The sequence below is a fragment of the Acinetobacter indicus genome (assembly GCF_009914475.1).
GTDB lineage: Bacteria > Pseudomonadota > Gammaproteobacteria > Pseudomonadales > Moraxellaceae > Acinetobacter > Acinetobacter indicus.
In genome coordinates this window covers 2,795,146-2,808,063 of record NZ_CP045198.1, presented here as the reverse complement: position 1 = coordinate 2,808,063, position 12,918 = coordinate 2,795,146, and the positions used below count along the sequence as shown (strand labels likewise).

12 protein-coding genes are annotated in these 12,918 nt (G+C 47.0%); 7 read left to right on the top strand and 5 right to left on the bottom strand.

Features of this window, described 5'->3' with window-relative positions; translation table 11 throughout:
- The first annotated feature begins 71 nt into the window (after positions 1–71).
- Complete coding sequence (locus tag GA693_RS13800; RefSeq protein ID WP_127798513.1) at positions 72–1,148, top strand: AAA family ATPase; 1,077 nt, start codon at positions 72–74, stop codon at positions 1,146–1,148.
- On the opposite strand, the gene GA693_RS13795 is transcribed toward GA693_RS13800, so the two are convergent.
- Complete coding sequence (locus GA693_RS13795; protein ID WP_005181729.1) at positions 1,137–1,553, bottom strand: PH domain-containing protein; 417 nt, start codon at positions 1,551–1,553, stop codon at positions 1,137–1,139. The two genes, GA693_RS13800 and GA693_RS13795, sit on opposite strands and share 12 nt — an antisense overlap.
- Before the next feature lie 122 nt (positions 1,554–1,675).
- A complete protein-coding gene (lpxO, locus tag GA693_RS13790) occupies positions 1,676–2,590 on the bottom strand; it encodes a lipid A hydroxylase LpxO (protein ID WP_075167599.1) in 915 nt (304 codons plus the stop codon).
- A 489-nt stretch (positions 2,591–3,079) separates the two neighbouring features.
- Between lpxO and fadB the strand changes: the two genes are divergently transcribed.
- Both fadB and fadA read left to right on the top strand, forming a co-directional pair.
- Entirely contained in the window at positions 3,080–5,233 is a 2,154-nt protein-coding gene (fadB, locus tag GA693_RS13785) for a fatty acid oxidation complex subunit alpha FadB (protein WP_160241683.1), read from the top strand.
- A gap of 12 nt (positions 5,234–5,245) precedes the next feature.
- Positions 5,246–6,418 (top strand): acetyl-CoA C-acyltransferase FadA, encoded by a 1,173-nt coding sequence (gene fadA, locus GA693_RS13780; protein WP_075175015.1) that lies wholly within the window; start codon positions 5,246–5,248, stop codon positions 6,416–6,418.
- Positions 6,419–6,564: 146 nt separating this feature from the next.
- Here the strand turns inward: fadA and GA693_RS13775 are convergent, their stop codons facing one another.
- Positions 6,565–7,926 (bottom strand): nucleobase:cation symporter-2 family protein, encoded by a 1,362-nt coding sequence (locus GA693_RS13775; protein WP_160241684.1) that lies wholly within the window; start codon positions 7,924–7,926, stop codon positions 6,565–6,567.
- Positions 7,927–8,470: 544 nt separating this feature from the next.
- Entirely contained in the window at positions 8,471–9,220 is a 750-nt protein-coding gene (locus GA693_RS13770) for a hypothetical protein (protein ID WP_104471815.1), read from the bottom strand.
- A 283-nt stretch (positions 9,221–9,503) separates the two neighbouring features.
- On the opposite strand from GA693_RS13770, the gene GA693_RS13765 reads away from it, so the two are divergent.
- Positions 9,504–10,187, top strand: a complete 684-nt coding sequence (locus GA693_RS13765; protein WP_160241685.1) for a DsbA family oxidoreductase — start codon at positions 9,504–9,506, stop codon at positions 10,185–10,187.
- Between the two features lie 65 nt (positions 10,188–10,252).
- Here GA693_RS13765 and GA693_RS13760 read toward each other — a convergent pair whose 3' ends face one another.
- Entirely contained in the window at positions 10,253–10,453 is a 201-nt protein-coding gene (locus GA693_RS13760; protein WP_005181715.1) for a dodecin family protein, read from the bottom strand.
- 405 nt (positions 10,454–10,858) lie between these two features.
- Here GA693_RS13760 and GA693_RS14800 point away from each other — a divergent pair, with 405 nt between their 5' ends.
- The 3 genes from GA693_RS14800 to GA693_RS13750 all read left to right on the top strand — a co-directional run bounded on the left by GA693_RS14800 (position 10,859) and on the right by GA693_RS13750 (position 12,869).
- Entirely contained in the window at positions 10,859–11,020 is a 162-nt protein-coding gene (locus tag GA693_RS14800; protein ID WP_171293443.1) for a hypothetical protein, read from the top strand.
- Between the two features lie 322 nt (positions 11,021–11,342).
- Positions 11,343–11,522, top strand: a complete 180-nt coding sequence (locus GA693_RS13755; RefSeq protein ID WP_005181710.1) for a hypothetical protein — start codon at positions 11,343–11,345, stop codon at positions 11,520–11,522.
- Between the two features lie 9 nt (positions 11,523–11,531).
- Positions 11,532–12,869 carry a hypothetical protein gene (locus GA693_RS13750; RefSeq protein ID WP_160241686.1) on the top strand — a complete coding sequence of 446 codons (1,338 nt, stop codon included), beginning with the start codon at positions 11,532–11,534 and terminating at the stop codon, positions 12,867–12,869.
- The last annotated feature ends 49 nt before the right edge of the window (positions 12,870–12,918 follow it).

Genomic DNA, 12,918 nt, shown 5'->3' with positions numbered 1-12,918 from the left:
TGCTACAAAGTCTTAGTGCCACAGACAAATTTTGCTATGCTGAACAGCTTGTCCCGCTCAGGATTCAGTTTATGCACACCGCCCACTCTGCCATGCATATTATTCAGCCGACCACCTCAACACATGCGACATCGGAAAAAGACCGCCTGATTGGCAAACCGCGCTTTCATTTTGAACCGCGTGAAGTGATGCAGCTGCTCAGAACCCGGATTATTGGACAGGACACAGCCTTAACTGAAATTGAAAAAATGCTGCATGTGGTCAAGGCAGATTTTTCCAGCCCGGAACGTCCGCTGTCGGTGACGCTAATGCTGGGGCCAACTGGCGTCGGTAAAACTGAAACTGTCCGGCTGATCAGTGAAGCGATTTATGGCCGCCCGGATGCTTTTTGCCGGATTGATATGAACACGCTGGCACAGGAACATTATGCAGCAGCACTCACCGGTGCACCGCCGGGCTATGTTGGCTCCAAAGAAGGCCATAGCCTGTTTGATGAAACTGCGATTGCAGGCAGTCACACCCGCCCCGGCATTGTGCTGTTTGATGAACTGGAAAAAGCCTCGACTGAAGTACTGCGCGGGCTAATGAATGTGCTGGACACCGGCAAACTGACCCTGACTTCTGGCACCAAAACCATCGACTTTCGCAATTGCATGATTTTCATGACCAGTAATGTCGGTGCTCAAGCTGCGCAGCAATATCTGGACAAGCTGAATCTGTTCCCGAAAAAAATGCAGGACCTCTGTCTAAAACGTCTGCCGGCCAGACAGATTATTGAAAAGGTGATGCAGCGCCGTTTTGATCCGGAATTTCTCAACCGGATTGACCGGACCCTGCATTATGCGCCGGTCCAGGAAAATGCCCTGCCGCAACTGGTCGAGATTGAACTGGAAAAACTGAACAAACGCCTGCAGCATCAGAAACGTCAGGTGCAGCTGACCGATGCCGCCAAAGCCTACTTTTATCAGGGACATGATATTCGCTATGGCGCCCGGCATTTGGGCCGCCGCATGCGCACCGAACTGGAACCGATTCTGGCGCTGTATTTCCTCAGTCATCCAGAGCAGCTTAGTCTGTGTCTGGACTGTCAGGATCAGCAGCTGTTGATTCAGCCGGACCCAGCGACCAGCACTGAATCAGGACGATAAAGGCTGTTTAATCGCGGCGCAGAATTGCTCCGGATGCCGCGGCGACACCAGCACAAACTTGTTCACGCCATCTTGCTGATAGTCAATCTTTAAGCGTTTTAAGGACATGGCCGGAGATGCCACCGAGTTATTGGTCGGTGATACTTTTTGAATCTGCGCCAATGGGATGCGCCAGCTTAAAAACAGGCAGCGGATGGTCAGGCAGTCTTCGCTCACACGATAGCGGGTATTCCACACCGGCCACCAGATCACCACAATGGTCAGCAGATACACCGCGGTATGCACCGGATACGCTTGCATGGTGCCTTTGGCCTGCATGGTCAGTAACAATTGCACCAGCAGCCCGGTCATACAGATCAGAAAGGCCAGCACCCACCAGTCAATTTTGGAACGAAATTTCTGCATTATTTTCCCCTTTACTGTCTGTATCTTACACAAAATTTATGGGGGCTGCTGTATTCGGCCGTGCAGAAAAAAAACGCCCATGTGGGCGTTTGGGTTGGAGTGCAAAAGATCAGAATGTCATCTTAAAACAGATAAGGCCGGATAAAAATCAGGAAGAATAGCCCCAACATCAGCACCCATTTTAAAATGTAATATAGGGTCCGGTTTCTGGCTTTCAGGGCCTTGGCTTGAATCCGGATCTGATAAACATAGGCAAAGACTTTATTCAGGCCGCCAGTGCGGTCCCCGACTTCATTGGGCGAGCTGGCCGCCGTCATCACCTTTTTACCAAACCAGTGATTAAACTTTTGCATCCAACGGGTAGTTAACGGCCGCTCGACATCGGCAAAGAAAATAATCCGGTTTTGCGTAGTGCCATTTTCAGCATAGTGAATATAGGTTTCATCAAATACCACACTTTCACCATCACGCCATGAATAGCGCTGGCCATCGACATCAATAAAACAGCGCTCATCATTCGGGGTCATTAAGCCCAAATGATAACGCAGCGAACCGGCATAAGGATCGCGATGCCGGACCAGGCGGCTGTCCGGTGCCAGTTCGGTAAACATTGCCGCTTTGATACTTGGCAAGGTTTTTAATAAAGCCGTGGTTTTCGGGCACAGCTCGGCCGCAGAAGGATGCGCGGTGTCATACCATTTCAGGTAAAAGCGTTTCCAGCCGGTTTTAAAGAAAGAGTTAAACCCCAGATCATCATATTTGCTGGAGGCCTTGATGCCGCCTTGTTCATACAGCGCTTTGGCCTCATCGCGAATCATCTCCCAATGTTCATCCAGCACTTTTAAATCCTGAAAATGCTGGGTGTCGATGTAGGGCTGATTCGGTACGCGTGAAAAACGGTACATCAGAAAATTAATCGGGGCGAACAGGGTCGAATGGTCAAAGAACTGACGATAAAACGAATGCCGAACTTTGCCGCGTTGCTGGATATAAAACGCTGAAATGACAAAGATGGCCAGAATAATCCACTTAAGCATAGCAACATCCGGGAAATTGCCGCCCTGTACAGGGACGACAGACAAGCCAAAATATCGGCGAGCATAACAGATTTAGCCAGGCCAATCAGCCGGTCGTTTAAGACACAGCGTTGCAAAACTGGCGCTGTTCAGGTACCTGTACTGCCCTGCCCATTCACACGAATTGACTTTTTTGACCAAAACACCACAACTCCGGCATAGGCAGCGCCAGCTTTTTCCGTTATAAACAGAGGGCAACTGCGCCAAAAAAGTAAAACTGAAACAAGTACTTCATTGGCTTTTAAGCGAAATAAGCAGGAGAAGAAAGGGAACAAGACCTTGATTGGGCATAGAAAAATTGATGACCCTAGCGTCACGGCTTGATACAACTTGTTATGTTCTTTTTCGATATAGTTATCGTAAGATTAGCGAGGCATAGAAGTGTGCGGGAAATGCACACTCGCTTCACAACATCAACTTAGAAATCCTCCAAAATAAAGGAGATCAGGCATGATCCACGCTGGCAATGCCATTACCGTCCAAATGCTTTCGGACGGAATTGCAGAATTCCGCTTTGACTTACAAGGTGAGTCGGTCAACAAATTTAACCGTGCAACGATTGAAGATTTTAAAGCTGCAATTGACGCTGTCAAAGCCAATAGTGAAATTAAAGGCTTGGTGGTCACTTCAGGTAAATCGACCTTCATCGTGGGTGCAGATATCACTGAGTTTGGTGAAAACTTCGCACAAGGCGAACAAGCAATTGTGGAATGGGCCTTGCCTGTTCACGACATCTTCAACAGCTTTGAAGATTTAGATATTCCTAAAGTGGCTGCCATTAATGGTATGGCGCTGGGAGGCGGTTTTGAAATGTGTCTGGTCTGTGACTACCGTGTCATGTCCGAACAGGCGCAAGTCGGCCTGCCAGAAATCAAACTGGGAATTTTCCCGGGCTTTGGTGGTACAGTACGTTTAAGCCGTTTAATCGGGATCGACAATGCGGTGGAATGGATGGCAATGGCCAATCCGAAAAAACCAGCCGCAGCATTAAAAGATGGTGCAGTAGATGCCGTTGTTGCCGCAGACAAACTGACTGAAGCAGCGGTTGATCTGGCTAAACAGGCAGCAGCTGGCCGTCTGGACTGGAAAACCAAGCGTCAGGAAAAACTCGATCCGGTGATATTGAACCCGCTGGAACAGATGATGGCGTTCAACACAGCCAAAGGTGCGGTACTGGCCAAAGCCAATCCGGCTCAATATCCGGCACCAAAACTGTTACTCGATTCATTACAAGCCGGCGCTGGCCTGAGCCGTAATGATGCCCTAAAAGCAGAAGCGGAAGGTTTTGCCAAAGCTGCGGTCACCCCACAAGCGGGTGCCTTAATTGGTCTGTTCCTGAACGACCAGGTCGTAAAGAAAACTTCAAAAAAACATGAAAAAGGTGCTCATCCTGTTAACCAGGCCGCTGTTTTAGGTGCCGGGATTATGGGTGGTGGTATTGCTTACCAGGCGGCAAGCAAAGGCACACCAATTATCATGAAAGACATTGGTAACCCGCAACTGGCCTTAGGTATGTCTGAAGCGAACAAACTGCTGACCAAGCAGGTTGAACGCAAGAAGATGAAACCGGCGCAAATGGGTGAAACCCTGGCACGTATCCGCCCGACTTTAAGCTATGACGAGTTTAAAGAAGTCGACATCGTGATTGAAGCTGTGACTGAAAATCCAAAAGTCAAAGGCATCGTACTGAAAGAAACTGAAGCCAAAGTTCGTGAAAATACGATCATTGCTTCTAATACGTCTACAATTTCAATCACGCGTCTGGCTGAAAATCTGGAACGTCCAGAAAACTTCGTGGGTATGCACTTCTTTAACCCGGTACATATGATGCCACTGGTAGAAGTGATCCGTGGTGAGAAAACCTCTGCTGAAGCCATTGCGACAACGGTTGTTCTTGCGCAGAAAATGGGTAAAACCCCAATCGTGGTTAATGACTGCCCGGGCTTCCTGGTGAACCGCGTCTTGTTCCCTTACTTCGGTGCATTTGATCTGTTACTGAAAGATGGTGCTGACTTCCAGCAAATCGACAAAGTCATGGAAAAATTCGGCTGGCCAATGGGTCCTGCTTACCTGATGGACGTGGTTGGTATCGACACTGGCGTTCACGGCGCAGAAGTGATGGCAGAAGGCTTCCCGGACCGTATGAAACCAGATTACAAAGGCTCAATCCAGGTAATGTATGAAAACCAGCGTCTGGGTCAAAAGAACGATGTCGGTTTCTATAAATACGAACTGGACAAAAAAGGCAAAAAAGCCAAGACCGTTGATTCAACTGCTTATGAGTTAATTGCAGGCGTGGTGACTGGTGAAAAACGCGAGTTTGATCCACAAGAAATCATTGACCGTATGATGCTGGCGTTCTGTAACGAAACGGTTCGTTGCCTGGAAGACAACATTGTCGCAACACCATCTGAAGCCGATATGGCGATGATCATGGGTGTAGGCTTCCCTCCATTCCGTGGTGGTCCATGCCGTTACATCGACCAGACAGGTGTGGCTGAGTATGTTGCGCTTTGCGATAAATATGCGCACTTAGGTAAAGCATATGAAGCGCCGCAAATGCTGCGTGACATGGCTGAAAACAACAAGAAATTCTACGGTTAAGGAGCGACGTGAATGGCTACTTTAAATCCACGTGACGTTGTGATTGTTGATGGCGTACGTACTGCCATGGGCAAAAGCAAAAACGGTATGTTCCGCAATGTACGTGCTGACAGCATGTCTGCGGAGCTGGTTCGCGCTTTAGTTGCTCGTAACCAATTTGATGTCAACGAAGTTGAAGACGTAATCTGGGGCTGTGTCAACCAGACTCTGGAACAAGGTATGAACATTGGCCGTAACATTGCGTTACTGGCTGAACTGCCAAAAACTGTGGCGGGTCAAACCGTGAACCGTTTATGTGGTTCATCCATGCAGGCGATTCATACTGCAGCGGCGCAAATTGCCACTAACCAGGGTGATATTTTCATTATTGGTGGTGTTGAGCATATGGGCCATGTGGGTATGATGCACGGCATCGACCTGAATCCTGAAGCCTCTAAATACTATGCCAAAGCATCTAACATGATGGGCTTAACAGCAGAAATGCTGGGTCGTATGAACGGCATTAGCCGTGAAGAACAGGATGCGTTTGGTGTGGAATCTCACCGCCGCGCCTGGGCTGCGACCCAAGAAGGCCGTTTCAAGAATGAAATTGTCGGTATTGAAGGTCATGATGCTGAAGGCAAACTGCAGCTATGCGATGTGGATGAAGTAATTCGTCCAGATGCTAACCTGGAAGCATTCAAGGCATTACGCCCAGTGTTCGATCCGAAAGGCGGTTCTGTCACAGCAGCCACTTCATCTGCCCTCTCTGATGGTGCATCTGCCATGCTGTTGATGTCTTATGAACGTGCGCAGGCTTTGGGTCTGAAACCACGTGCCGTAATCCGTTCAATGGCGGTTGCCGGCTGTGATGCGGCAATTATGGGTTATGGTCCAGTACCAGCAACGCAAAAAGCCCTGAAACGCGCTGGCCTGTCGATTGCTGACATTCAAACCTTCGAGCTGAATGAAGCATTTGCTGCACAAGGTCTGTCTGTACTGAAAGGCTTGGGTATTTATGACCAGCAAGACCGCGTTAACCTGAACGGTGGTGCAATTGCATTGGGTCACCCATTGGGTTGTTCGGGTGCGCGTATCACTACAACGCTGCTTAACGTGATGGAACAGCAAGATACACAAATCGGTTTAGCGACCATGTGTATTGGTTTGGGCCAAGGCATCGCGACCATTATCGAGCGTGTTTAATCTTTAAATACCAAGATAAAAAACCCCGCTTAATACGGGGTTTTTTATATTCGCAGAAATCACTTAATAAAAACGCCCCATGTGCTACATCGGGCGTTTTTAAATTGCATCTCAATCACGACTGAAACAAGCTTCAGCTCATCGCCTTAATGTTCCGGCTTGGCCACTGTGGTTAACACCGGCTCAACCACTGTCTTTTTACCAAAATGAAGATGGTTAAATAGGATATTCAGAAAAATTGCCATCACACAGGTCGAGCTAATGCCCGAATGGAACAGGGTTTTAAACCAGGTTGGAAACTGGGCATAGAAGGAATGATCAATAATTGGAATCATCCCGGCAGCCAGAGACGTCGCGACAATAATCAGGTTTTTCTGATCGCTATAGTCCAGTTTAGATAAAGTACGAATTCCGCTGGCCGCCACTGTACCAAATAGGACCAGACCAGCGCCGCCTAATACCGGCGTAGGAATGGAAGCAATAATACGGCCCATAATCGGTAGCAGACCCAAGATCACCAGAATCAGGCCACCGGCAGCTACCACAAAGCGGCTTTTCACACCGGTAATCGCCACCAGTCCCACGTTCTGGGCAAAGGCACTTTGCATAAAGGTGCCAAAGAAGGGCGCTACTGCTGAGGAAATCATATCGGCGCGCAGGCCATTGGCAATACGCTTGTCATCTACTTTGGCACCGACAATATCTCCCACCGCAATAATATCAGCTGTGGTTTCAGTTAAAACCACCACCATCACAATGGTCATGGCCAGAATTGCGGACAGATGAAAAGTTGGTGCGCCAAAGGCTAAAAAGTCAGGAAAGGCAAACCAGGCGCCCTCACCCACTTTGGAAAAATCGCCAAAACCCAAAGCATAAGCCAGAATCGAACCGATCAGAATTGCCAGTAAAATTCCGGTACGGCGAATGGTTTCAGAACCAAAACGGCTTAGAAGCAGCAAAATCCCCAGGGTCATGGCGGCCAGACCAATATTTTGCATAGAACCCCAGTCGGGTGCATTGCTATTGCCGCCCATAATCCAGCGCACAGCCACCGGCAATAAAGACAGGCCGATGATGGTAATCACACAGCCGGTCACCACCGGTGGAAAGAAACGGATAATCTTGGCAAAAAACGGCGCCAGCAATAACCCGATTAAGGAGGAGGCAATCACCGCGCCCAGAATGGCATTAAAACCGCCACCCGTGGTGGCAATACCCACCATGGTGGCCACGCCGGCAAAGGACACGCCTTGTACCAGTGGCAAGCGTGCCCCGAAATATTTCACGCCTAAGGTTTGTAACAGGGTCGCCAGTCCGCCCATAAATAATGAAGCAGTAATCAAAATCCCGATTTGCGCAGCAGTTAAACCGGCCGCTGTGCCGACAATTAATGGCGGTGCCACAATACCGCCATACATGGTTAATACATGCTGTAAGCCATAAGTCAGGCTTTTTCCTGTCCCTAAAAATTCATCTTCGGGCGAAATATTCTGTTTGCTCGTTGTCATATGTAGCCCCACGCCGCAGCTTAGTGATGCTTTTCTCTGAAGCCATCCTTAAAAATATACTGGCCCTTGCCTGCATGTTGCAGACAAGCGCGATTCCTGCGGGATTGGAGCAATTACTATGCCATTTTAAAAAATCTGGCGGATTTTGCTGGTAAATCGACACTAACATGAGGATGAGATGAACTAGTTAAAGACAGGAAAAAATAGAGAGATACTTTCTAAAATTTTAGAATTTTATCAATTACTTATACCAATATTTTTTCATTCATAATTTTATTCTTTTCCTCTTTTTAAATGGATCACGCACGATGCTGTCCATGTATATAACTCGTAGCCATCCACACCCTTAAAAAGCGCTAGAGGCTGTACACTCACAGTGCATTTTCACAGCCATCGCGGCCAGCAGCAGCACTAAAATATGTCCTGAGCCTGTGGCCAGGTGATCATTAAGAATGCACCTTGCATCTGCCGATACTGCCCCATGACGGTGTTGGGGCAGTATTAAGCTTTGGCTTAAAACAGGTGCAAGAAGTTGAGCTGTTACTTACAGTTTTTCAGCCAATGCCTGCTGATGCGCCTGGGTAATCTCCTGCATTTGCTGATTCAGCTTGAGCATGTCCTGATAGGCCTGATTAAACTGTTTCAGGCCTGCATCTTCATAGAACATAAACAGGTTGTTTTTCATTTCCCAGCGATTATTTTTTAGAATCCCAAGCAGCACATAGGCCTGACTCAGGCTCTGTTTTTCCAGCTCAAACAGCACTGTGCCTTCATCATTCTGGCGGCTTTCCAGCAGAGATTCACTTAACTGACGGCGTAGATGCGATTTAATCGGTAATTCTTCAATTTGGGCCAGCGCCTGTGCTTCATGTTCAGTCAGATGCTCCTGATATAGCTCCATCATAGCCTTGACCTGTGACAGCATGGCTTCGGTTTCGGCATAGTCCTGTTTTTTATCTTCATTCAGGCGTTTAATATCCAGAAACTGATCCCATTGCAACGCTTTCAGTTCGCGTAAATAGCTGTTACGCGCTTCGGCACTTTGCACCAGATGGCTAATCACAAATTCAGCCATCAGGGCATAATCACCGCTTAAACGCGGATCGGACGGATCAACCTGAATCGGGGTCGACCAATCCTGCGCCTGTACATAAATCTGCTCGGCCTTGTCATACAGTACGTTCTGATATTCGTGTAATTGGGTCAGTTCTTTTTGTTGTGCCTGATATTGATAAAACATCAATCCAAACACGGCACAGGTCACGAGGACGATGATCCACACTATACGTCGCATATCCTGTCCTCTTGTTGTATTTCTCGTTATCATAACGCTTTGTTGTTGTATCGCCTGTTTTTTAGACAAAATTATTCAACAAAGCACACAAAAGATCAAACAATAAAAATGACTTAAGTGATTTATTTTATTCAGCTAATTTTTTATTGTTTAGCTCATTTTCAAAAAATATAAAGTGATGAGGATGAAAAATACGGTTTGCTGGCGGCAAAGTACCCATCTCGGCTTTAATTCAGGCAAATCATCCCCATCAATAGTTGAAAACAAGGCAAAGAGAATATTCATGCGTGTAGATATCTGGTCCGATGTGGTCTGCCCTTTCTGTTATATCGGCAAAAAACGTCTTGAAGCCGCGGCAGCACAGGTCGGCGTAGAACTTGAGGTGCACTGGCACAGCTTCCAGCTTGACCCGGAGGCACCGGAACGTCAGGAAATTTCCAACTCTGAACGTCTGGCACAAAAATATGGCCGTACCTTGGCAGAAGTAGAAGACATGCAGCGCAATATTGCCAGCATGGCTGCTGAAGAAGGCATCCAGTTTAACTGGGAACAGGCCAATTCCGGCAATACCTTGAATGCCCACCGTCTGATTCATCTGGCGCAAAGCAAAGGCTTGGGCAATGAAGCCAAAGAGGCTTTTTTCTACAGCTATATGACCCAAGGTCTGGCCATTGGCGAACGCGAAACGCTGGAAGATGTCGCTGCACGTATCGGTTTAAACCCGGTGGAAGTCGATGATGTGCTCGATTCCGATGCCTATGCCGATTTTGTGAAATTTGATCAGGATGTAGCACGTGATCAGCTTAAAGTGACGGGCGTACCCTTTTTTGTATTTGACCAGCGCGTTGCTTTAGCCGGTGCCCAGCCACGGGAAGTGTTTGAACAGGTGCTGAAAAAAGCTTTGGAAACACCTACAGACAACGGCGCGCAATGTCAGGATGACCAGTGCGATGTACCGGAACAATAAGTAGTTACATCCTTAAGCATCGCTGCCATAAAAAATCCCCTTACGGGGATTTTTTTCTATGTACTTTATTCCACCAGGAAACTGATTTTTAAATTAACCCGATACTCGGTAATCTTATTGTCCTTAATCACCACTTTCTGTTCATTAATCCAGGCACCCTGCAGGTTTTTGACTGTTTCACCGACTTTGGCAATGCCGCTTTGAATGGCATCTTCAAAACTTTTATTACTGCTGGCATTCACTTCTACTACTTTTGCAATCGCCATGATTGATCCCTCAGTGTTGGTATAAACGTTCATCTTAGAATAAAAAATAGACAATAAAAGAGCGCTTAACCATACCGCGTCAAAAACTTACATCTCTATACAGATCAAGGGATTTGTACAGAGATGACGCGTGGATGGGGCAAAAAATCTGGAGATTTTTTCATCTTAAAACAGGATGATCTCGTTCTTGTAAAAATCATCATTAATTTAAATCTTGTAGCTAAATGATTAGAGTAATTATTCTAATTTATTGTTTTTAAATGTTATTTTTTAACAAAAAGACTTAAACTTGCCGATATGATCATTTTCTCTCAATCACAACGCGCTATCATAGCTGTTGTTTGAATACACTCTCCCACGATGACTTTTCTCCCAAGTCATCCTTTTTTTGTGAAGGTAAGATTGATGAACGTTTTAAAAGTGCTTGGCCTGTTTATGGTCACCCTGTATGCAGCCAATGTATCAGCAGAAATGGTTTATGTACCAAGCTTCCCGACTGAAAAAGCCCACACTGAAACCGTGAGCAACGATCAGCCTGCAAGCGCTGAACAGAACAAAGAAGCTTAAGCACTTCTTTAAATACAAGCAGACCTCAGGTCTGCTTTTTTTATTGCGGTTTAGAACAATTCTGCGGCTGACACCTGATCCGACCGGACAATTTGAGACTGACATTTTTTGTCAATTCGGCAGCATGATCTGTTTATTCTCTGATTTAACTGAAATTTATCTAAAAAATTTTTTAATATTTCTTATATTGAAATCCCAATTTCTGTCATAAATGCCTAAAAATCCACAAAAGCTGACATTTTTTTTCATGTAATTTTTAGTGAAATACCTATAATCAAAGTGATCCAAAACAATTATTTAAGTACAGGTTGATGAGAGAGCAATGCACGAACTTCAAGCCCTGATTCAGAGAAAAATTTCTCCACAAGAGATTAATGTAGAAAATCTGGTGGCGCTGGCGGAACATTATTCACAGCCGCATTCTGCCGAATACAAATTGGTTGAACTGGCCCTGAATATTGTCCTGGCCAGTTATCTGGAAAAAGCACAACAACTGGTTTAAGTTTCCACCATGAATACTTTAGAAAAATCCCGGCTGATTAAAGAACTGCATGACCTGACGGGCGCACTGGAGCGTCGTTCCTTGAGTCTGTATGAAACCGCCAAGGCCAAAAGCCGGATTAAAAGTATTTTTGTTGAATGCGACCAGCCGCTGTTTAAAAAACAGATTCTGGCCTATAAGGCACAGGTGCAGCCGGAACGTTCTGCCGAAGAATTTGCGCGCGACACCATTTATGCATGTTCTTTTCGGGGGGTGTTTCAGCAGGTCGAGGCTCTAGAACAAGCTTTATATACCCAGCCCGATTCAGGTTGGGCTATCTTGTATCAGCCCGCCTCCGGCTGGCAAATCTGGCTGATTCCGGCACCCGCACGTACTGCCCTGCTCAGTGACTGGGGCAATCTGGAACAGGTCTATCGCTGGATGTTGCAACAGCAGCATCAGTATCGCAGTCTGCACACCGATCTGGAATTACTTAACCAGCAAAACTATGCCGCAACGCAGGCCTTTCAGAATACCGTCACAGCACGTTCATCTGTAGCGATAGAACCTGAAGCAGCAGCTCAGCAACTCAAGCCTACCAAAGCAGCACCTGTTCAGCCTGAACAGCAAGCAGATCCAGTACCCGAAGCAGAGTCTAGCGCCCGTCATCTGCTGCTCAATCAGCTCAGCTGCCCGATTTCCGAATTACCCCTGGACCATCTGCCGGCGGAAAAACTGTGCCGGGTATTTTTACCAGCCCGGCCTGAAGTGATGCAGTATGCCGATGTGCTGGTTCATGATGCAGAGCAAGCGGCTCTGCTCAAACGCCCCGGTTATGTGGCCGAGCAGATCAATGCCCAAGGTCGTTTTATTAAATATCTGGTCTTGTTTGGCGCCTTGGATGCTATGCAGGCCACCCGTTTTGCCCATGCCTTTAGCCAGCAGCATGAACATGAAATTGCAGCAATCCGTGAAATAGACAGCGCTGTACTGGAAAGCCAGCTGTTTGCGCTGGACAGCCTGTTTCAGTGCTATCAACATGCCGAGCAGATGATCTGGCACAAAGAAGATTATTATCCGTTTATTCCGCTACAACTGATTCATACCCAGAAATTTATCCAGTTTGAAGAAACAGCAGCCACGCTGGCCACCCCGCTGATTTTATTAAAAGAGCGACAAAAAATTCGCCTGATTCATGGCCAGCAGCGTTTACAACTGGCGCGTACCGAACAGGCCTACCCCTATATTCTGCTCGATCGTCAGCAGGGCGTGAGCTGGCAAATTATTCAAAAAGTCTTGAATCACCTGCCTGCGCCAGTCGACCCTTTACGTCTGGTTCAGGCCATTCAACAGCTCACCGCCAATTAATGTTTATGTTTTTGTAGCTGCATCTTGCTTTTCGCCTGAAGATTTTCAA

Bases quoted from the DNA above. Each gene is read 5' to 3' on its own strand.
- GA693_RS13765 (WP_160241685.1), top strand. From the start codon at position 9,504: ATGCGTGTAGATATCTGGTCCGATGTGGTCTGCCCTTTCTGTTATATC.
- GA693_RS13760 (WP_005181715.1), bottom strand. From the start codon at position 10,453: ATGGCGATTGCAAAAGTAGTAGAAGTGAATGCCAGCAGTAATAAAAGT.
- GA693_RS13775 (WP_160241684.1), bottom strand. From the start codon at position 7,926: ATGACAACGAGCAAACAGAATATTTCGCCCGAAGATGAATTTTTAGGG.
- GA693_RS13750 (WP_160241686.1), top strand. From the start codon at position 11,532: ATGAATACTTTAGAAAAATCCCGGCTGATTAAAGAACTGCATGACCTG.
- lpxO (WP_075167599.1), bottom strand. From the start codon at position 2,590: ATGCTTAAGTGGATTATTCTGGCCATCTTTGTCATTTCAGCGTTTTAT.
- fadB (WP_160241683.1), top strand. From the start codon at position 3,080: ATGATCCACGCTGGCAATGCCATTACCGTCCAAATGCTTTCGGACGGA.
- GA693_RS13770 (WP_104471815.1), bottom strand. From the start codon at position 9,220: ATGCGACGTATAGTGTGGATCATCGTCCTCGTGACCTGTGCCGTGTTT.
- GA693_RS13800 (WP_127798513.1), top strand. From the start codon at position 72: ATGCACACCGCCCACTCTGCCATGCATATTATTCAGCCGACCACCTCA.
- fadA (WP_075175015.1), top strand. From the start codon at position 5,246: ATGGCTACTTTAAATCCACGTGACGTTGTGATTGTTGATGGCGTACGT.
- GA693_RS13795 (WP_005181729.1), bottom strand. From the start codon at position 1,553: ATGCAGAAATTTCGTTCCAAAATTGACTGGTGGGTGCTGGCCTTTCTG.
- GA693_RS14800 (WP_171293443.1), top strand. From the start codon at position 10,859: ATGAACGTTTTAAAAGTGCTTGGCCTGTTTATGGTCACCCTGTATGCA.
- GA693_RS13755 (WP_005181710.1), top strand. From the start codon at position 11,343: ATGCACGAACTTCAAGCCCTGATTCAGAGAAAAATTTCTCCACAAGAG.